The organism is Achromobacter sp. EG18 (assembly GCF_059759395.1).
On the sequence record NZ_CM186213.1, the window covers coordinates 5192206 to 5211221 of the forward strand.

The 19016-nt window shown below is 67.3% G+C and carries 25 protein-coding genes; 23 read left to right on the forward strand and 2 right to left on the reverse strand.

Features of this window, described 5'->3' with window-relative positions; genetic code table 11:
• Positions 1 to 142: 142 nt before the first annotated feature.
• The 23 genes from AC6CR5_RS23940 to sctC all read left to right on the forward strand — a co-directional run bounded on the left by AC6CR5_RS23940 (position 143) and on the right by sctC (position 17466).
• A complete protein-coding gene (locus AC6CR5_RS23940; protein WP_223821554.1) occupies positions 143 to 811 on the forward strand; it encodes a hypothetical protein in 669 nt (222 codons plus the stop codon).
• Positions 812 to 916: 105 nt separating this feature from the next.
• Entirely contained in the window at positions 917 to 1636 is a 720-nt protein-coding gene (locus tag AC6CR5_RS23945) for a hypothetical protein (RefSeq protein ID WP_070780654.1), read from the forward strand.
• An 84-nt stretch (positions 1637 to 1720) separates the two neighbouring features.
• The gene (locus tag AC6CR5_RS23950) at positions 1721 to 2317 is read left to right on the forward strand and encodes a hypothetical protein (RefSeq protein ID WP_498085008.1); all 597 of its coding nucleotides are present in this window, start codon (positions 1721 to 1723) and stop codon (positions 2315 to 2317) included.
• Positions 2318 to 2352: 35 nt separating this feature from the next.
• Positions 2353 to 2664 (forward strand): hypothetical protein, encoded by a 312-nt coding sequence (locus AC6CR5_RS23955; RefSeq protein ID WP_047993381.1) that lies wholly within the window; start codon positions 2353 to 2355, stop codon positions 2662 to 2664.
• Positions 2665 to 2686: 22 nt separating this feature from the next.
• On the forward strand, positions 2687 to 3190 hold the full coding sequence (locus tag AC6CR5_RS23960) for a SycD/LcrH family type III secretion system chaperone (RefSeq protein WP_053074847.1): 504 nt from the start codon (positions 2687 to 2689) through the stop codon (positions 3188 to 3190).
• Position 3191: 1 nt separating this feature from the next.
• A complete protein-coding gene (gene sctB, locus AC6CR5_RS23965; protein WP_200220828.1) occupies positions 3192 to 4013 on the forward strand; it encodes a type III secretion system translocon subunit SctB in 822 nt (273 codons plus the stop codon).
• 25 nt (positions 4014 to 4038) lie between these two features.
• Positions 4039 to 5316: a type III secretion system translocon subunit SseC family protein gene (gene sctE / locus AC6CR5_RS23970; protein WP_054480529.1), complete on the forward strand. Its 1278-nt coding sequence runs from the start codon at positions 4039 to 4041 to the stop codon at positions 5314 to 5316.
• A 26-nt stretch (positions 5317 to 5342) separates the two neighbouring features.
• Positions 5343 to 5822, forward strand: coding sequence for a SycD/LcrH family type III secretion system chaperone (locus AC6CR5_RS23975; protein ID WP_269474960.1), 480 nt, complete (start codon positions 5343 to 5345; stop codon positions 5820 to 5822).
• A gap of 69 nt (positions 5823 to 5891) precedes the next feature.
• Positions 5892 to 6287, forward strand: coding sequence for a hypothetical protein (locus AC6CR5_RS23980; protein ID WP_227740002.1), 396 nt, complete (start codon positions 5892 to 5894; stop codon positions 6285 to 6287).
• The gene (gene sctI, locus AC6CR5_RS23985; protein ID WP_223821552.1) at positions 6268 to 6711 is read left to right on the forward strand and encodes a type III secretion system inner rod subunit SctI; all 444 of its coding nucleotides are present in this window, start codon (positions 6268 to 6270) and stop codon (positions 6709 to 6711) included. The genes AC6CR5_RS23980 and sctI overlap by 20 nt, the downstream gene beginning before the upstream one ends.
• A complete protein-coding gene (gene sctJ, locus AC6CR5_RS23990; RefSeq protein WP_054472448.1) occupies positions 6711 to 7556 on the forward strand; it encodes a type III secretion system inner membrane ring lipoprotein SctJ in 846 nt (281 codons plus the stop codon). Before sctI ends, sctJ begins: the two co-directional genes overlap by 1 nt.
• 2 nt (positions 7557 to 7558) lie before the next feature.
• Positions 7559 to 8215 (forward strand): SctK family type III secretion system sorting platform protein, encoded by a 657-nt coding sequence (locus AC6CR5_RS23995; protein WP_020925213.1) that lies wholly within the window; start codon positions 7559 to 7561, stop codon positions 8213 to 8215.
• Positions 8185 to 8835, forward strand: a complete 651-nt coding sequence (locus AC6CR5_RS24000) for an HrpE/YscL family type III secretion apparatus protein (protein WP_498085009.1) — start codon at positions 8185 to 8187, stop codon at positions 8833 to 8835. Before AC6CR5_RS23995 ends, AC6CR5_RS24000 begins: the two co-directional genes overlap by 31 nt.
• A 2-nt stretch (positions 8836 to 8837) precedes the next feature.
• Positions 8838 to 10169, forward strand: a complete 1332-nt coding sequence (sctN, locus tag AC6CR5_RS24005; RefSeq protein WP_020925211.1) for a type III secretion system ATPase SctN — start codon at positions 8838 to 8840, stop codon at positions 10167 to 10169.
• Complete coding sequence (locus tag AC6CR5_RS24010; RefSeq protein WP_020925210.1) at positions 10166 to 10672, forward strand: type III secretion protein; 507 nt, start codon at positions 10166 to 10168, stop codon at positions 10670 to 10672. The genes sctN and AC6CR5_RS24010 overlap by 4 nt, the downstream gene beginning before the upstream one ends.
• Positions 10669 to 11229 (forward strand): hypothetical protein, encoded by a 561-nt coding sequence (locus tag AC6CR5_RS24015; RefSeq protein WP_020925209.1) that lies wholly within the window; start codon positions 10669 to 10671, stop codon positions 11227 to 11229. Before AC6CR5_RS24010 ends, AC6CR5_RS24015 begins: the two co-directional genes overlap by 4 nt.
• A gap of 12 nt (positions 11230 to 11241) precedes the next feature.
• Complete coding sequence (gene sctQ, locus AC6CR5_RS24020) at positions 11242 to 12321, forward strand: type III secretion system cytoplasmic ring protein SctQ (protein ID WP_498085010.1); 1080 nt, start codon at positions 11242 to 11244, stop codon at positions 12319 to 12321.
• The gene (gene sctR, locus AC6CR5_RS24025) at positions 12318 to 12986 is read left to right on the forward strand and encodes a type III secretion system export apparatus subunit SctR (RefSeq protein WP_459228960.1); all 669 of its coding nucleotides are present in this window, start codon (positions 12318 to 12320) and stop codon (positions 12984 to 12986) included. Before sctQ ends, sctR begins: the two co-directional genes overlap by 4 nt.
• A gap of 7 nt (positions 12987 to 12993) precedes the next feature.
• Positions 12994 to 13260 carry a type III secretion system export apparatus subunit SctS gene (gene sctS, locus AC6CR5_RS24030; protein WP_008163300.1) on the forward strand — a complete coding sequence of 89 codons (267 nt, stop codon included), beginning with the start codon at positions 12994 to 12996 and terminating at the stop codon, positions 13258 to 13260.
• 15 nt (positions 13261 to 13275) lie between these two features.
• Positions 13276 to 14076, forward strand: a complete 801-nt coding sequence (gene sctT, locus AC6CR5_RS24035; RefSeq protein WP_047993389.1) for a type III secretion system export apparatus subunit SctT — start codon at positions 13276 to 13278, stop codon at positions 14074 to 14076.
• Positions 14073 to 15131, forward strand: a complete 1059-nt coding sequence (gene sctU, locus AC6CR5_RS24040) for a type III secretion system export apparatus subunit SctU (RefSeq protein WP_045953356.1) — start codon at positions 14073 to 14075, stop codon at positions 15129 to 15131. The genes sctT and sctU overlap by 4 nt, the downstream gene beginning before the upstream one ends.
• Positions 15128 to 15526, forward strand: coding sequence for a CesT family type III secretion system chaperone (locus AC6CR5_RS24045; RefSeq protein ID WP_179840943.1), 399 nt, complete (start codon positions 15128 to 15130; stop codon positions 15524 to 15526). The genes sctU and AC6CR5_RS24045 overlap by 4 nt, the downstream gene beginning before the upstream one ends.
• Positions 15527 to 15573: 47 nt before the next feature.
• Positions 15574 to 17466 (forward strand): type III secretion system outer membrane ring subunit SctC, encoded by a 1893-nt coding sequence (gene sctC / locus AC6CR5_RS24050; RefSeq protein ID WP_035199458.1) that lies wholly within the window; start codon positions 15574 to 15576, stop codon positions 17464 to 17466.
• A gap of 73 nt (positions 17467 to 17539) precedes the next feature.
• Here sctC and AC6CR5_RS24055 read toward each other — a convergent pair whose 3' ends face one another.
• Together AC6CR5_RS24055 and AC6CR5_RS24060 are read right to left on the reverse strand one after the other, a co-directional pair.
• Entirely contained in the window at positions 17540 to 18106 is a 567-nt protein-coding gene (locus tag AC6CR5_RS24055; protein ID WP_020925202.1) for an RNA polymerase sigma factor, read from the reverse strand.
• A 242-nt stretch (positions 18107 to 18348) separates the two neighbouring features.
• A complete protein-coding gene (locus AC6CR5_RS24060; RefSeq protein WP_047993391.1) occupies positions 18349 to 18921 on the reverse strand; it encodes a BspR family type III secretion system anti-sigma factor in 573 nt (190 codons plus the stop codon).
• Between the last annotated feature and the right edge of the window lie 95 nt (positions 18922 to 19016).

The following is a 19016-nucleotide window of genomic DNA, read 5'->3' on the forward strand; positions in this document are numbered from 1 at the left end:
CGGATGAGCCGCGAGAAATTTCAGGGTTAACCCGTGCCGTCCGATTGCCGCGTGGTGACCGGGAGGGGCGATCAAGGAGAAAGGAATGTCTACGGTTTCCGGAATGGGAGTAGGGGGTGTTGCGGGCATGGATCTGGCCAGCATGGATCTGGAGACCGCGCTGATGGCGGTGCAGACCCAGCGCTCGCAGATGCTGGAGGACGCCTTGCGCCAGCAGCTCGATTCGGTCAATGGGCGCAATGCGCAGATGGCCGGCCTGAACGAGGCCATGAACGCCAAGAACGCTGAAAGCCTGAAGCTGGAATCGTCCAACGTGACGCTGCAGGGCCAGATCGATCAGCTCAAGGACCTGCAGGGGCGGCTGTCGGCCAGCAAGTGTCCCAACCCCGAGGGATGGTACGGATTGTCCTGGGGGCAGGGTGACGACAAGGCGCTTTCGCACGCCACGCTGGACCAGATCAAGGCGGCAGGACTGACGATCCCGACTGGCGACGACGCGCCCCGTGATGTTGATCGCAACGGGACCATGGATGCGAAGGGACGGGTGGTGCAGGGTTTCGTCGATCAGCTCGGCGCCAAGATTTCGGCGCTCGAGGCCCAGGTCGCCAACAACGCCAAGGCCATCGATGCCAATAGACAGGCGGTCAACGAGATCAAGAGCTCGCTCGACAACCTGAGCAATACCCAGCAGATGGAAATGTTGCGGCTGCAAGGGCTGACCGGCAAGCGCAACGAGGCCTTCGACGTGATGACCAACTTCATCAAGAAGATGCAGGAGAGCAGGTCGTCGATCATAGGCAACATGCGCTGATGAAATAAACGGGGGCGGATTATGGCCAGACCGGTCAACGGCAGTCAGCCCAGCCTGGGAGGCGTGGGCCTGGAAAGTTCCAGTGGCGTTCGTGGCGCCGACCTGGTGGGCGCCGACCAGGACACCGCGATGCTCAGTGTGCAGGGCGAGCGTGGGCGCCTGCTCGACAAGCAGATCGAGACGCAGATCCGGGAATTGCGGGCGCTTAACCGGCGCCTGGAGCTGCTCAACATCGTGCAGGCCGGCCTGAAAGCGGTACAGGCGCAGTTCAATGCGAGCGCCAAGTACGACAAGGAATGGGATGACGCCAGTGGTGGCTGGAGTTTCCGCTTGGCTGACCGCATCAATCGGGCGGCGGCCGAGGCGGGCATCAACCTGGGCTTCGCCGCCGACAGCAATACCTGGCGCCTGTTCGGCCACATGGGCGACATGAAGGACTTTGCCCGCGCCTATTTGCCCTCCGGGCAGGCCGACCTGCTGGCACAGTGGCGCGACAAGGGCGACCTGCGGGGCCAGTTGCTGGCCGCGCAACTGGTTGACCGGATGGCCGGCCGTGATGGCTTCATGGCGCCCGACTACCCCGGGCAAACCCTTAACCGCTGCCCTGGCGGCATTCGCTACGACTCGGAATACGGTGAATTGCGCAAGGCCGTGACCCGGGTCCAGGGCGCGATCGATGAGGCTTCGAATCTGCAGCAGGACCAGATGCTGCGGTTGCAGGCACTGATGAATCGCCGCAACGAGTCCGCCGACATGCTGACCAATTACATCAGGAAGATGCAGGACAGCCGGATGGCGATTTCCGAAAAGATTCGTGGAACCTGACGCCGGATTCCGTTACTTACGCTGCATAGTCGGTCAACCGCAACATCGAAACCAGGCGATCCGCCCGGACCAGGAGTCTCTCTCATGAGCGTGAACATGAACCCCGCCGGCGTTGGCGCCATCAACATAACCGATATCTCCGGCATGGATATCGAGACTGCCCTGATTATGGTACAGAGCGAGCGCACCAAGCTGCTGGACCGCCAGCTCAAAAGTCAGATCGAGGAAGTGCAGAAGCGCAACGAGCTGACCGGCGCGCTGAACGACATGCAGGCCAAGCTGAACGGCATGAAGGCCACGCTGGAGTCCAAGGACGCCAAGCCGGGGGACAAGGTAAGCGAAGGCGCTGGCACGCCCACCAACAAGACGCTGGCCACCGAATACGCCACGCAGGCGTTCAAGCTGGGCATGGATCCGGCGCCTGTGACGGCCACCCCGATCAAGGATGCCGCGGGTAACGTCGTTGGCGCCAATGTGACCGGCATGCCGACCCGCGAAGGTCTGGAGAAGGCGATCCCGGATCTCAAGAGCAAGCTCGATTCCGCCAGCAATAGCCAGCAGATGGACATGCTGCGCTTGCAGAGCCTGTCGAACAAGCGCAATGAAGCCTTCGACACTATGACCAACTTCATCAAGAAGATGCAGGACAGCCGTTCGTCGATCATCGGCAACATGCGCTGAGCCCCTCCCACCTGCCCGCAATCCGGAGAACGGCAATGGCCGACACCCAATATCAGAACATTCAGGACCTCATCGAACGCGCCGAAGCCGCCGTGCGCGAGGCCCAGCGGTCCCTCGAATCATCCGACGACAACCTGCGCAAGTTCGGGTTGGATCCGGACAAGGTGCGCGCCACGTTGCTGGCGCAGCCGATGGACGAGCGCCAGCGCCAGCAGGCCGAGGCGCTGTTCCGTCAGGACATGGAGGCGGTCGACCGCGAAGTCGAGCAGGAAGCCGCCTACGCCCGCCAGCGCAGCACGCCGCGCGCCTCGGGCGCGCCTGTCAAGCGTCCGCGCACGATGGTCTGATCCTGACGCCAGGGAGCCCGCCATGAATACCGCCACCCAGGCGCCGATGACCGGCGCGGAGTATGCAGCGTTGCACGACCAGATCGTCGATCAGATGGCCCGGGGTGGCAGTCTGCGGCAGCTCAAGAGTATGACCGCCGACGAATGCGAGGCGCTCTACGCGCTGGGCTACGGCTTGTATGAAAAGGGGCGCTACGCCGATGCCCTCAAGGTGCTGGCCTATCTGGTGACTTTGGACCACACGGAGCATCGCTATCTGATGGCTCTGGGCGCCACCGCGCAGGCCATGGGCAAGCATGCCGACGCGCTGCAGCAGTACATGGCCGCGACGCTGCTCGATCCGCTAGAACCGGCGCCCGTGTTCCATGCGGCGCAATGCCTGCTGGAAATGGGCCAACCCGCCGCCGCCCTGCAATCGTGCGACCTGGCGTTGGCCATGTGCAAACCGGATCGCCACGCCGCGCTGGCCGAGCGTGCGCGCGGCTTGCGTGATCTGCTGGCGGCGCGTGGCGCCAAGGAGAATTGAGATGATCAACGTTAACACCCCGGGCGCCATCAACCCGGCGCTGCTCGATCCGCTGGCCGGCGTCGAAGGCGCCAAGTCGGCGGTTCCCGGTTACACCGCACTGGACGCCGCTAAGTTCGTTGGCAAGGGGGGCGGGGCCGACAAGCTGGCCGCGCTGGGCCTGCCGCCACCCGTGAGCGGGGCCTTTGCCGGCGCCACCGATGCACTGAACAAACTGATGAGCAATGCCGACACCGATATGTACGCCGTGATGGCGTTGCTGCAGAAGATCTCGCAGGAACAGCGCAATGCCGCCCGTGCCGATCGCGCCGCGTCGTTGGACGCGCAGACGCAGTCGTTGCTGGCCGCGGCCGACAAGATCAAGGAAGCGGCCGAGGAGCGTTTCAAGGGCGCTCTCGCGCAGGGCATCAGCCAGATCGTCGGCGGCGTGATGCAGGCCGGCGTCGGTGCCGGTGGCGTGGCCGCCATGGGCGCCTCGGCCCGCATGACCACCACCTCCAGCCCGCTGACCGCGCAGCAAACCGTGACGCAAGCGCGCCTGGATGGCTTTGCCAGTAATTCCTCCGGCATCGGCCAGGGCTTGAGCGGCATGGCCGGTGGAATCGGCGGCATCGTCCAGGCGGCCTACGACCGCAAGGCGGGCGAGGCCGACGCGGTCAGGGCCCAGCTGGAGGCCCAGGCCAAGGTGGCCGAGTCGGGGGCGCAGCATGCCAATGACATGATGCAGCAGATGATGGACATCATCCGCGACATCCGCGAAAAGCTCGGTGCGATCGAGCAGAGCCGTAGCGAGACCAATCGCGGCATCGCCCGCAACCTCTGAGTCCGCCACAAGAGGAGCCGACACCATGGACATCCGCCCTTCGACCGGCAACGCCGGATTGACGCCGACCCCGGATGCGTCCGGCGCTGGAGCCGCCGGCGCGGCGGCCGAGGCTGTGCTGCGTGCGGCCAGCGGCTTGGACCTGGCCGCACTGGCATCGCAGTGGGCATCCAGCGTCGCGCAAGCTCGCAGCGGCGGCGACGGCGTGACCAACGCCAACGGCAAGCCTGCCATCACACCACCGAGCCGCGAGTTCTCGGCCGCCGAAATGGTGGACTTGTTGCGGGCCCTGCAGGGCAAGACACAGGATGCGCAGTTGCGCAGCGCCAAGGAAAACATCGAAAACAACCGCATCGAGCAGGCCAAGAACAACGAGGAGCAGGCGCGCAAGGTCGACGAATGGATCCAGAAGAGCAAGGAAGCTGAAAAGGGTGGCATCCTGGGCAAGATCTTCGGCTGGATCGGCGCCATCGTGGCCGCAATCGCCGCGGCGCTGATGGTGGTGGCGGCGGTGGCGGCCACGGCCGTCACGGGCGGTGCGGCGGGTCCGGTCATGGTGACGCTGGCGGCCATCGCGGTGGCGGGTGCGGTCAGCCTGCTGGCCAATCAGATATCGGCAGAATGTGGCGGCCCCGAAATCAGCATCAGCAATCTGATCACCCAGGCTGTGAGCAAGTTGCTGCAGGCTTTTGGCGTGGAGCCGGATCTGGCGGAGAAGATCGGCAATATCGTCGCCGGCGCCTCGATGCTGATGACTGGCGCAATCCTTATCGAACCCGGCGCGCTGGGCAAGATGGCCGGCGCCATCGCGGTGGTCGCTGGGGCCGATCCGCAGACCGCGGGCTATATCGCGATGGCGGTCGGCCTTGCCGCGACGATCACGGTCGGGGTGGTGATGGCGGTGGCCTCGTTCGGCGCCGGGGCGGTATCGGCCGGGGCCAACGCGGCCGCCAATGTCGGCTCGCAAACGGCGCGCACCGTGGCCGACAGCGTCAAGACTGCCGGCCAGGTGGCCTCGGGCGCGGCAGCGGTGGCCAAGGGCGCGGGTCAAGTCATTACCGGCGCCGAAACCATCAAGTCGGCGCAGGCGCAGGAGGCGGCCGACAAGGTGCTGGCCGACAAGAAGGCGCTCGAGGCGCTGCTGGTCAAGCTGCAGGCCTCAATGGAGGAAGACCGCGAGAAGATCAAGAGTGTGCTGCAGGCCATGGACGAGTCGATGCAGATGGTCAGCAAGATGATCAATGCGGCGGCCGAGAGCATGAGCCAGGTCACCGCCAATATCGGCAAGCGCGCCATGGTCTGACTGGCGTCAATATCGGAGAAAACCAAGTGTCCCAATTCTCATCCGCGGCGTCGCGCAGCCCCTTCGGGCAGCAACTTTATGACGGTTTGGCGGCATTGCCGGGCAGCCAGCGGCTCACCGCCGACCAACTCGAAGTGATCTACGCCATGGCCTATGCGCACGTGGCGCAGGCCCAGTATGCCCAGGCATTGCCGCTGTTCGCCTTTCTGTCGCAGTACGGCCCCACCCGCAAGCATTACCTGGCCGGCCTGGCCCTGTGCCTGCAGATGCAGGCGCGCTACGAAGAAGCGATCCGGATCCATTCATTGATCGGCGTTCTGTATCCGCTGGCGCCGGAGGCGACGCTGCGCGTGGCGGAGTGCCAGTTGGCTCTGGAGCAGGCCGAGGAAGCACGAGAATCGTTGCAGCTCGTGATGGCCGTCGCTCAGGGTGACGACAGCTATGCCCAATTGGGGGCGCGGGCGGCAAGCCTGCTGGCACTGACCGGAAAAGGAGTCTCCTCGTGAGACGCAAACGCCATGATCGATAGGGGGGGTGCAGGCACCGCAACGGCCGTCTCGGATGAGACGGCTTTTGTGCTTGATGCGGACGATGCCCGCATCCTGGCCGAAGTAGGGTTTCTGGCCGCCGGCCGCGGCGACGTGGCGCATGCCGATTCCATCTTCCTGGCGTTGCGCGCCTTGCGGCCGGGCCGAGCTTACCCCTGGCTGGGATTGGCTGTGGCGCGGCTGAATGCGGATAGCGCGGACGAGGCGGTACGGCTGCTTGAGCAGGGCGAGGTCAGCGCGCCCGGCGAGCGCGCACTGTTGACGGCCTGGCGCGGCCTGGCCCTGCAACTGGCTGGCCGCAAAGCCGAAAGCACGCGCCTGTTGCGGGCCTGCGCGCAAGGCGGAGAGGGCGACGAGGGCGCCGCACTGGCGCGTTCGCTGCTGGGATTGCAGAACGAATTGAATGACGACAGATCTAGGTAGGGGAACCATGGAGATCACCGCGCTTTCCGCCGTAATGGCGCCCGTGCTGGACACGGTCAAGACCACGCCGTCCGAGCTGGTCACGGAACGCTTTGCCCAATTGATGGCTGCGCCCGAAGCCGGAACGCCCGCGCTTACCGGCCTGCAGGCCGCGCTGCAAACCGCCTTCGCGCCTGCTGTAGACGCAGCCCCCGCCACGCTCGGCAACCAGATCCTGGCCAGCCTGCGCAGCACCACGACGGAGTATTCGGAGAAGTGGCAGAACATCTCGGGCCGCCTGGACGCGATGTCGTCCGCGCCGGCCATCGCCGACATGCTGCGGCTGCAGGCCGACCTGGTGCAGGTGTCGGTGCAGTACGAGCTGGTCGGAAAGGCCGTCTCGCGCACCACCCAGAACATCGATTCGCTCGTCAGGATGTCCTAATGCAAGCTGTTCCAATGCCGTCTTCTTTCGCCGTCGATGGCCGCGCCCATGGCGGACCGCTGTCGCGCCTGCGCTGGCTGCTGCTGGGCCTGGCATTGCTCCTGGCCGCCTGCGGCGCCCGCGTGGAGCTGTTTTCCGCCGCCAACGAGAGCGAGGCCAATGAGGTGCTGTCGGTGCTGCTGGATGCCGGGATAGCGGCGCAGAAGGCCACCACCAAGACCGGCGTGGCGGTGTCGGTCGACGGGCAGCAGGTGGCCCGCGCGCTCGACATCCTGCGTTCCCGCGGCCTGCCGCGGGAACGCTTCGACGGCATGGGACAGATTTTCCGCAAGGAAGGACTGGTGTCGTCGCCCCTGGAGGAACGCGCCCGCTATATTTATGCGCTGTCGCAGGAGCTGACCAACACGCTGTCGCAGATGGATGGCGTGCTGGCCGCCAGGGTGCATGTGGTCTTGCCGGAGCGTGGCGGCGTGGGCGAGAACACCACGCCATCCACCGCCGCGGTGTTCATCAAGCACCAGACCGGCTACAACCTGGACGCGTTGCAGCCGCAGATCCGCAAGCTGGTCACCCACGCGATTCCGGGGCTGACGGAAGACCGGGTCTCGATCGCCCTGGTGTCGGCGCAGCCGGCCGCGGCGGCATCGGCTGTCGCCGGCGGTAGCCGTCACGTCCTGGGCATCGAGGTCGGCGAGGGATCGTCGGCCACGCTGATAGCCTGGATGACGGCGCTGGTCCTGCTGGTGCTGTGCCTGGCCGGCGGCCTGGGCTACCTGCTGTGGCGCCACGGCATGCCGGGCCGCGTCCGGCCCGAGCGCCGCGAACCCGTGACCGAGGCGCGCTAGCGATGGTCTCGGCATCGACGCTGCTGGATCGCAGGTTGGTCGAGTTCAACCAACTGCCCAGTCGCACCCTGCATCCCAGCCGGCACGCCGCGTATGCGCCGCGCCCGGCATTGGCGCTGGTGGCCGCCGCGCCCGCGCTGGCGCCGGCGTGGCACCGGCACTGGTCGCGCGAGATCCTCGAGACGCTGGGCTTGCGGCAGCGCCCCGTGACCGATCCGGACCATCCGGAGCTGGCGCTGGCCTTGCTGGCGCCGGACGCGATGATGCGATGCGCGCGCCAGTTGGGGGCGGTGCTGTGCGGCCCGCGCCTGCGCCGCGCCATCGCCGGCGACGAGGTGCGCGCCCTCATCGCCGACCTGGGCGGGGACCTGCTCGCGTTCTCGCGCCGCACAGCCGCCAGCCTGCATGGCGGCCTGGCCGACAGCGTCGCCTGGACCCTGGCCGACACCACCGCCGCGATCGACTCGCTGGGACTGGGCGCGCTGCGCGCCGCCTGGAGCGGCGCCGGCCCCGAACTGGCGCGCCGCGCCGAATTGAAACTGCCCGACGTGGCCACGCCTGCGCCACCCCTGCCGGCGCCGCAGGCTCTGACGCTGGGCTTGTCGCTCCTGAAGCAAACGGATCCCACATGGCTTTCCTCATTCCCCGCGATCCGCTGACGCCGCGCAGCGCGGACACCGACGCCGCGGGCCGCATCGATCCGGCCACGCGCGTGCTGCGGGCCGCCGAGCTGTTGGCCTGGGCCGACGCGGAGCGGCTGTTGGCGCATGCGCGGGCGCAGGCGGACGCGATCATCAGCGGCACCCAGGCGGCCTTCGAGGCGGAACGCCAGCGCGGCTACGATGAGGGCCACGAGGCGGCGCTGCTGGACCAGGCCGAGAAAATGATCGAGACCGTGGGCCGGACGGTGGATTATTTCGCCGGCGTCGAAAACGAGATGGTCGAGCTGGTGATGTCGGCGGTGCGCAAGGTGGTCGACGGCTTTGACGATCGAGAGAAGGTGATGGTGGTGGTGCGCAATGCCCTGGCCGTCGTGCGCAACCAGAAGCAGATGACGCTGCGCCTGAATCCGGCGGAAGTCGATACGGTGCGAGAACAGATCAACGAGCTGCTGGCGGCCTATCCCGGCGTGGGCTATCTCGACATCCTGGCCGATGGCCGGCTGGCGCGTGGCTCCTGCATCCTGGAAAGCGAGATCGGCATGGTCGAAGCCAGCCTGGAAGGGCAGATCCAGGCCTTGCGCCAGGCCTTTCAGCGCACCCTGGGCAGCCGCGTATAGCCATGCGTCAGTTCGACTACATCTCCGAGATGATGGCGCTGGCGCTCCAGGACACGCCGACGCTGCGTATCAAGGGCCGTGTCACGCAGGTGATCGGCACCATCATCAAGGCCGTGGTGCCGTCGGTGAAGGTGGGCGAGGTCTGCATCCTGCGCAACCCTGGCGAGAATTTCGAGATGAAGGGCGAGGTGGTGGGATTCGCGCGCGACGCGGCGCTGCTCACGCCGATCGGCGACATGTATGGCATCTCCACCGCCACCGAAGTCATCCCCACCGGCCGTGCCCACATGGTGCCCGTCGGCCCGGGCCTGCTGGGCCGGGTGCTGGACGGGCTGGGCCGGCCGCTGGACGAAGCCGAGCGCGGGCCGCTGGAGGCCAGCAAGTTCTATCCCGTGTTCGCGGAGGCGCCGGACCCGCTCAAGCGCCGCATCATTTCACAGCCGCTGGAACTGGGGGTGCGCGCCCTGGACAGCGTGCTGACCTGCGGCGAAGGCCAGCGCATGGGCATTTTCGCGGCCGCCGGCGGCGGCAAATCGACGCTGATGGGCATGCTGGTCAAGGGCGCGGCGGTGGACGTGACCGTGGTCGCCCTGATCGGCGAACGCGGCCGCGAGGTGCGGGAATTCCTGGAACACGAACTGGGCCGCGAGGGCCGGCGCAAGAGCGTGATCGTCTGCGCCACCAGCGACAAGTCGTCGATGGAGCGGGCCAAGGCCGCTTATGTGGCCACCGCCATTGCCGAATACTTCCGCGACCAGGGCAAGCGTGTGCTGTTCCTGATGGATTCCGTGACCCGGTTCGCCCGGGCGCAACGCGAAATCGGCCTGGCGGCCGGCGAGCCGCCGACCCGGCGGGGTTATCCGCCGTCGGTGTTCGCCACGCTGCCCAAGCTGATGGAGCGTGCCGGCATGAACGAGCATGGCTCCATCACCGCGCTGTACACGGTGCTGGTGGAGGGCGACGACATGACCGAGCCCATCGCCGACGAGACCCGCTCCATCCTCGACGGCCACATCGTGCTGTCGCGCAAGCTGGGCGCGGCCAATCACTATCCGGCGATCGACGTGCTGGCCTCCGCCAGCCGCGTCATGAACGCGGTCATCACGCCGGAGCACAAGCGCGCCGCCGGCCGGCTGCGCGAGCTGATGGCCAAGTACCAGGAAGTCGAATTGCTGGTGAAGATCGGCGAGTACAAGCGCGGCGGCGACGCGGTCACCGACGAGGCCATCGACAAGATCGGCGCGATCAACCAGTTCCTGCGGCAGCGCACCGACGAACGCGCCACGCTGCCCGAGGCGCTGGCGCAGATGACCGGCATCGTGGGGGCGGCATGAGCGTGTTCGACGAGCTGCTCGCCATCAAGCGCTTTCGCGAAGGCCAGGCCGAGATCGCGGTGTCGCGCCAGCGCCTGCGGCACGCCGAGGCCGATGCCGCGCGCCTGGCGTCGGAGCAGGCGCTGGCCGATTTCCGCGACGAATCCGAGCGGCGCGAGCGCGCCATGTACCGCGACCTGTGCAGCCGCGTGGTGCGGGTGCGGGAGATCGAGGACGTGCTGCAGGGCGTGGCCGGCCTGCGCGAAGGCGAACGCCAGCGCGAACAGGCCTTGGAGCAGGCGGCGCAGCGCCTGGGCGACGAGGCCCGGGCGCTGGCCGAGCGTCGCGATCAGCACCAGCAGGCGGTGCGCCTGACGGGCAAGTTCGTGGAGCTGGCCAGCCTCCATCTGGCCGAGCACCTGAAGGCGCTGGAGCACAAGGAAGACATGGAAATGGAAGAGGCCGCGTCGCTGTCCCGCGATCGCGAGGATTGGGAACAGCACGAGGAGTACGAGCCGGCATGAGCATCGACCGCCGCATCGGCCTGGATACCGCGATCACCCACGGCTCGGGCCTGGCCCAGTCGGATGCCCAGACGTCCGGACGCCAGGCCAGCGACGCCGATCGGCGCGCATTCGAGCAGGCCATGGCGCAAGGCGGCGACGAATCGAGCCCGGCGCCGTCCGCGGCGCCCACGCCGTTTTCGCTGTTCGGGGCCGCCGGCGCGCAGGCCGTTGTGCCCGCCGACGCGCCGTCCCGGGCACTGGCCGAGGCCCTGCTGGGCGGCGCCGAGCAGTTGCTGGTGGCCGACGGCAGCCAGGGCCGGCGCCAGGTGCGCGTGGAGTTGAAAGACGAGGTGTTGCCGGGCGTGAGCGTGTCGGTCTACGAAGCGGAAGGACGCGTCGTCGCCGATTTCGTCTGCGCCAACGAGACCTCGCGTGAACGCCTGGCCACTCTGGCGCGGCCGCTGGCCGAGCAGCTGGCCGAGAACCTGGGCCGGCCGACGCGCGTGCGCGTCGGCACCGATGACCCGGAAGACCCCTGCCTGACGGAGACCGACGCCGATGCGCCGCTCCGTTGATCCCTGGAACCCATGACCGCAAGTACGTTTTCCCCCTCGTCTCCGCTCCCGCTGCCGCGCCTGTCCGGCAACGAGGCCCGCGCCCGTTCGCTGATCGCGCGCCATGGCGCCGACCTGGCGGTCACGCTGGCGCCACTGGCCGGCAGTGACGCCGAACCCGCGCGCTGGCGCCTGGGCTTCACGCCCGGGGCGCCCGACGCCGTGCAGCGCTCGGCCACGCTGTCGGCCGACCTGGAATGGGCCGGCGCGCGGCTGCGCCTGGGCCTGCCGGCCGGCGCGGCCCAGGCCTGGCTGGCGGCTCGCTGGCCCGACCTGGATACGGGCGAGCTGCCTCCCGCCCTGGTGTCGGCCGCCATCGAAACGCTGCTGGCCGAGGTGGTCGCTGCCCTGGGCGAAACTTCCCCAGGCGGCCCGCTGCGGGTGGTCGCCCGCGACGCGCCGGCGGCGGCGCTGGCGCATGCCTGGACGCTCGCCGCGCGCCACCCTGCCAGCGGCGAGACGATTTACGCCACGTTGGCCGCGGACGGCCTTGGCCTGATGCTGTTGGCGGGTTTGATCGGCCGCGCCGCGCCGGCAGCCAACGAAATCGATGCCGACGCCGTGCCGGTGCGCATCGCCGCCTGCCTGGGCTGGACCGAGCTGGACGCGGCGCAACTGCGCAGCCTGGCGCCCCGCGACACGGTGTTCCTCGATCACTGCCTGGTGTCGCCCGAGGGCGAACTGTGGCTGGGCGCCGGCGCCCAGGGGCTGCGCGTGCGCCGCCAGGATTCTTCATACCTCGTTACCCAAGGCTGGACTTCCCTCATGACCGAGACGCCGCAATCGCCGCAGGATGCCGACGCGGGCGCCCAGACGCCGCTCGATATCGACGCCATCCCCGTCCGACTGACTTTCGAACTGGGCGAGCGCCTGATCACCCTGGGAGAGCTGCGCCAACTGCAGCCCGGCGAGACCTTCGATCTGGCGCGGCCGCTGGCCGAGGGGCCGGTGCTGGTGCGCGCCAACGGCGCGCTGGTCGGCAGCGGTGAATTGGTCGAGATCGACGGCCGCATCGGCGTCACGCTGCATCGCCTGGGCAAGGCGGGCGCATGAACGGCGCGGATCCGATCAGCCTGGCGGTTGTCCTGGCGCTGCTGGCGCTGGTGCCGCTGGCCGCCGTCATGACCACCTCGTTCCTGAAGATCGCGGTGGTGCTGACGCTGGTGCGCAATGCCCTTGGCGTGCAGCAGGTGCCGCCCAACATGGCGCTGTACGGGCTGGCGCTGATACTGTCCGCGTATGTCATGGGGCCCGTGGTGATGCAGATCGGTGATGAGCTGCGCGCGCCGCCGGCCGTGGCGGCCCCTGGCACGCCCGAGCCGGACCGGCTCGAAGGCATTCTCGACGCGGTGGCGCGCGGCGCCGAGCCGATGCGCGCCTTCATGCTCAAGAACAGCCGCGCGGAGCAGCGCGATTTCTTCCTGCGCACCGCGCGCGGACTGTGGGGCGAGCAGCAGGCCCGCAACCTGAAGGAAGACGACCTGCTGGTGCTGATTCCGTCGTTCCTGCTGTCGGAACTGACCGCCGCTTTCCAGATTGGCTTCCTGCTCTACCTGCCGTTCGTCATCATCGACCTGATCGTCTCCAACATCCTGCTGGCGATGGGCATGATGATGGTGTCGCCGGTCACGATTTCCATGCCCCTGAAGCTGTTCCTGTTCGTCATGGTCGACGGCTGGACGCGGCTGATCCAGGGCCTGGTGCTGTCCTATACCTGAGGCCGCCATGGGAACCGTCGACCTCGTTTCGTACATGACGCAGGCACTCTACCTGGTGCTGTGGCTGTCCCTGCCGCCGATCGCCGTGGCGGCGATCGTGGGCACGCTGTTCTCGCTGTTCCAGGCGCTGACGCAGATCCAGGAACAGACGCTGTCGTTCGCCGTCAAGCTGATCGCGGTGTTCGCCACCATCATGCTGACGGCGCGCTGGCTCAGCGCCGAGCTGTACAACTTCACGATCTCCGTGTTCGACCTCTTCTACAAGATCCACTAGGAGCGGCGCGCAACCATGACCTCGGGCATCAACTTCGTCGAAGCGAAAGTCTTCCTGGGCACGCTGGCGCTGACGCAGCCGCGGATCCTGGCGTTGTGCGCGATGTTGCCCCTGTTCAACCGCCAGCTGCTGCCCGGCATGCTGCGCTACGCCCTGTGCGCGGCCATCGGCCTGGTGCTGGTGCCAGCCCTGGCGCCGCGCTACGCCGTGATTGACCTGGACGCGGTCGAGCTGGTGCTGCTGGTGGCCAAGGAAGTCTTCATCGGCCTGGTGATGGGCTTTCTCGTGGCGATCCCGTTCTGGATCTTCGAGGCGGTGGGCTTCGTGGTCGACAACCAGCGCGGCGCCAGCCTGGGCGCCACCATCAACCCGGCCACGGGCAACGACTCGTCGCCGCTCGGGATCCTGTTCAACCAGGCCTTCATGGTGTTCTTCCTGGTGGGCGGCGGCTTCATGCTGATGCTGACGATGCTGTACGACAGCTTCCGCCTGTGGGACCTGTGGGACTGGGCGCCCACGCTGCGCCGCGAAAGCGTGCCGCTGATGCTGGACCAGCTGGGCCGCTTCCTGCGGCTGACGCTGCTGTTCGCCGCGCCGGCCATCATCTCCATGTTCCTGGCCGAAGTGGGGCTGGCGCTGGTCAGCCGCTTCGCGCCGCAGTTGCAGGTGTTCTTCCTGGCGATGCCGATCAAGAGCGCGCTGGCGTTGCTGGTGATGGTGCTCTACATGAGCACGCTGTTCGAGTATGCCGCCGAGGCCACGGGCCAGATCGGTTCGGCCCTGCCGTTCCTGGACAACCAATGGCGGGCGCCATGAGCGGCGAAAAGACCGAACAGCCCACCCAAAAGAAGCTGCGCGACGCGCGCCAGAAAGGCGATGTCGCGCACAGCAAGGACTTCACCCAGACACTGCTGGTGCTGGCGTTGTTCGGCTACCTGCTGGGCAACGCCCATGGCATCGTCGAGGCGCTGGGGCGGCTGGTCCTGATCCCGTCCACGCTGGTGGGACAGTCTTTCGAACAAGCGCTGCCAATCGCACTGGACGCGGCCCTGCGCGAAGCGGTCTACCTGGTGCTGCCGTTCGTGCTGATCGTGCTGGTGGTGGGCATGTTCTCCGAATTCCTGCAGGTGGGCGTGGTGCTGGCGTTCGAGAAGCTGAAGCCGTCGGCCAAGAAGCTCAACGTGATGAGCAACCTGAAGAACATCTTCTCGAAGAAGAACCTCGTGGAACTGCTCAAGTCCATCATCAAGATCGCCTTCCTGTCGGTGCTGGTGACGCTGGTGGTGCGTGACGCGCTGCCGGAATTGATGGCGGTGCCGCACAGCGGCCTGGCCGGCCTGGAAGCGGGCGTGGGCGGCATGATGCGCGCGCTGATCGTGAACATCGCCGTGGCCTATGTGGTGATCTCCCTGGCCGATTTCGTCTGGCAGCGCATGCAGTACCGCAAGGGGCTGATGATGAGCAAGGAAGACATCAAGCAGGAATTCAAGGAGATGGAGGGCGATCCCCACATCAAGCACAAGCGCAAGCACCTGCACCAGGAAATGGTGATGCACGGCGCGGTTGCCAGCACGCGCAAGGCCTCGGTGCTGGTGACCAACCCCACCCACCTGGCGGTGGCCATCTACTACGAGCCCGACGAGACGCCGCTGCCGGTGGTGCTGGCCAAGGGCGAGGGCGCGCTGGCCGAGCAGATGATGCGGGCGGCGCGCGAAGCCGGTGTGCCGGTGATGCAGAACATTCCCCTGGCGCGAGCGTTGATGGCGTCCGCGCTGCCAGACCAATACATTCCCAGTGAACTGATCGAGCCGGTCGCCGAAGTCCTGCGACTCGTCAGGAAGCTGGCCGGCAATGCGGACGATCCGACATGAACGCACCCCAGCATCCCCTGATTGCCGCCTATGCGGCGCGCCATGGCCTGGCGCCGTCGACACGCGCCGACGGCCGCATCACCGTGGTGATCGACGACACCTACCGCGTCCATCTGCAGCCGGTGCGTGACGGCTGGCTGGCCATGTCCGCCCGCCTTTGCGCCTTGCCGGCCGGCGACGCCGACCGTGACCGGCTGGTGACGGAAATCGGCAAGCTGGCCGCGGGCATGCTGGCAAGGCATGCGGCCACCTGCGTGGTGGATCCGCAGGGGCGGGCGCTGTGGCTGCAGCAGTCCTTGCAGCCGGGCAGCGGGGAGCTGGCGCTGGACGAAGCCATGGGCGCGTTCGCCAATGCGCTTTCCTTTTGGGCCGGCGCCGCGCGGCGGCTGGCATGAACACGCGTGACGGGCATTCCGCCCGAGGAGAAAGAGTGTTGAAGCGGATGATTCTGGCGACCGCGTTGTCGCTGGGCCTGGCGGCCGGCGCGCAAGCCGCGCCGAACTGGCCCAACGTGCCCTACAGCTACTATGCCCGCGACGAGAACCTGCAGACGTTGCTGCGTGAATTCGCCGGGGGCTTCAGCCTGTCGCTGCAGATCGGCCCCAATGTCACGGGCACGGTCAATGGCAAATTCAACGCCAATACGCCGACCGAGTTCATGGACCGGCTGGGCGGCGTGTACGGCTTCAACTGGTTTGTCTACGCGGGCACGTTGTTCGTCAGCCGCACCAACGACATGAAAACGCGCTCGGTCAGCGCCATGGGCAGTTCCATCAGCGCCTTGCGCCAGGCCTTGCAGCAGCTGGGTGTGCTGGACCCGCGCTTTGGCTGGGGCGAATTGCCCGACCAGGGCATTGCACTGGTGTCGGGCCCTCCGGGCTACGTGGACCTGGTGGAACGCACCGTGGCCGCGCTGCCGATGGGCGCCGGCGGCCAGCAGGTGGCGGTGTTCCGGCTCAAGCATGCTTCGGTCAACGACCGCACCATCAGCTACCGCGACCAGAAGGTGGTGACGCCCGGCCTGTCGACCGTGCTGCGCAACCTGATCACCGGCGGCGGGGGCGGCGCCAATAACGAAACCCTGGCCGCGATCGCGGCGCCGTTGCGCGACAATCCGCCGGCGTTCCCGCAGGTGGCTGGCGACGGCGCCGCAGCGCCGGCCGGGCAGGCGGGCAATCAGCCTGCCGCGCCTGCCAGCACGGGCAAGTCGGGCTTGCGCCTGCGCGAGCCCACGGTGCAGGCCGATGCGCGCCTGAACGCCATCATCGTGCAGGATATCCCGGACCGCATTCCCATCTACCGCAGCCTGATCGAGCAGCTCGACCTGCCCAGCACGCTGGTCGAGATCGAGGCCATGATCGTGGACGTCAACTCCGACCTGGTCAGCGAACTGGGCGTGACCTGGGGCGCGCGCGCCGGCTCCACCACCTTCGGCTATGGCAACCTGGGCCTCGGTCCCAGCGGCGGCCTGCCGCTGGAAAGCGGCGCCGCCCTGTCGCCCGGCACCATCGGCGTGAGCGTCGGCAACACCCTGGCGGCGCGCCTGCGCGCGCTGCAGACCAAGGGACAGGCCAACATCCTGTCGCAGCCGTCGATCCTGACCGCCGACAATCTCGGCGCCATGATCGACCTGTCCGACACCTTCTATATCCAGACGCGCGGCGAGCGCGTGGCGACCGTGACACCGGTGACCGTGGGCACCTCATTGCGCGTGACGCCGCGCCATATCGAATCGAAGAACGGCGCGCGGGTCGAGCTGACGGTCGACATCGAAGACGGCCGCATCCAGGAAGAGCGCCAGATCGACAATCTGCCTACCGTCCGAAAGAGCAATATCAGCACCCTGGCCATCGTCGGCAACGACCAGACCCTGCTGATCGGCGGCTACAACAGCAGCCAGAATTCGGAGCAGGTCGACAAGGTGCCGATCCTGGGCGACATTCCGGGCCTGGGATTGCTGTTCTCCAACAAGTCCAAGACCGTGCAGCGGCGCGAACGCCTGTTCCTGATCCGGCCGAAGGTGGTCGCGATCAACGGCGAAGTGGTGGCCACGCCCGGCGCCGCGGGCACCGGCCCCATGCTCAACGCCACATGGGGAGGAGACGGGCGCATGACGGCGGGGCAGTATCTCGACCTGGCGCAAAGCCAGCGCACGCGCATCGTCTTCGGACCGAATGTGGAGTTGCGTCGCAGCAGCGGCCCGGTGCGGGCCTCCGAATGGCTCGATGGCACGCCTAGCGCCGCGCCGGTGCTGGAAGGCAAGTCCAACGCGCAGCAGGGGCCGGTGATCCAGGTCGAGCCGGTGGCGGCGCCGGGGACGGGCAGGGCGCCCTAGTGTGCTGTCCCGCAGATACGGCACGGCACATTAGCGGACAAGCCGCGAAGGGGGCGGCCTGGGCCGCCGCGGCTCAGGCGTCGAGCCGCAAGCCCTTCTGTGCCAGCTTGTCGCGCAGCGCGGCGCGTGCGCGCGACAGGCGGCTGCGCACGGTGCCCACCGGCACTGTCAGCAGGGCGGCCGCGTCCTCGTACGAGATTTCGTCGATGCCCACCATCAGCAGGATGTCGCGCATGTTTTCCGGGAGTTCTTCCAGCGACTCCTGCAGCAGGGCCAGGGTCTGGTTCTGTTCCGCCACGCGGTCCGGAGACAGGTCGTCAGCGGCATGGTCGGCCAGCACGCTGTCGCTGACGAAGTCGTGGCGCCGCTCCGGCGCGCGCGAGAGGTGGTTGCGCACCAGGTTGAGCGCGATGCCGTACAGCCAGGAGGACAGTTGCGATTCGCCGCGGAAGCTGCGGTACGAACGGGCCGCTTCGACGAAGGCCTGCTGGGCCAGGTCTTCGGCCTCGCTGCTGTTGCCGATGTGCTTGACGATGAAGCGTTGCAGCCGGGTGGCGTGTTCCCGCACCAGGTCGCGCAGCAGGTATTCCTCGCCCGTGTCCCATCCCTGCCCTTCGCCGTCAGGGCGAATGGGAGGCAAATCCGCTTCCGGGGAAGCGGTTGTGCAATCGCTCGGATTGGTCATGGGTTGGGAAAAGAAACGTGTATTAAGCTACAAGTTACTACCGGCATGGCGCGAATTATCGCAGCTTACCTCTGTCACAATATTTCGAAAATCGAAATATTGAGGCAAAAGTAGCGTTTTTTAAGTCAGATATGTAAAAACAAGTAAACCGCGCGCGAGGATATTCCGGGGAGCGGAATCCTCTGCCGGCATGCGCTTCAGGCGGACTTGAGCAGGTCGCGCAGCCAGCCCGCCGCGGTGGCCAGGGAAACCGGGCTGTGGCCGGATTCGGCCGCCTGGTCGAAGCGCGCCTGCATGGCCTGGTCGAGCGCGCCGCGGCGCCCGGCGTCCAGGCCGGAGGGCGCCACGCCGGCGTCGCGACAGGCCTGCTGGAAGGCCGGCGCGTCGTTGGTGGCGGACAGCGCCAGGCGTGTCATGAAATCAACGCCCGACAGGGCGTCGCGCGAGGTTTGCGCCATGTCGAGTGCGAGCGTGACGGTGCGCGCCGACAGCGGCTTGCCCGGATTCGGTTCAAGTCCCAGTTCGCGCGACACCGCGCTGGCGATGCCCTGGCCGTAGCTGCGGGCCAACGCCTGGGCGAACATGCCGGTCGTGTCGACATTGGGCGCCACCCATGCCACGCTGCGGCCGCCGGGCGTGCTGCCCACGCCGAGAACCCGCAGCGTTTCGCCCGCGATGTCGACGTAGACGTCCTCGCCGCTCTGCGCCGCCTTGGCGAAGGCATCGAGAGAGACGAACGGCGATGATGGGGTAACCGATGAAATTGTCATGCAGCCAATAAATCCGGCGTGTCCGAGATCGGGCCCAGAGGAGATTCAACAGCCCCTGTGATTGAGTAACCCGGGTGGCGTTTTAGTTCCGTTGC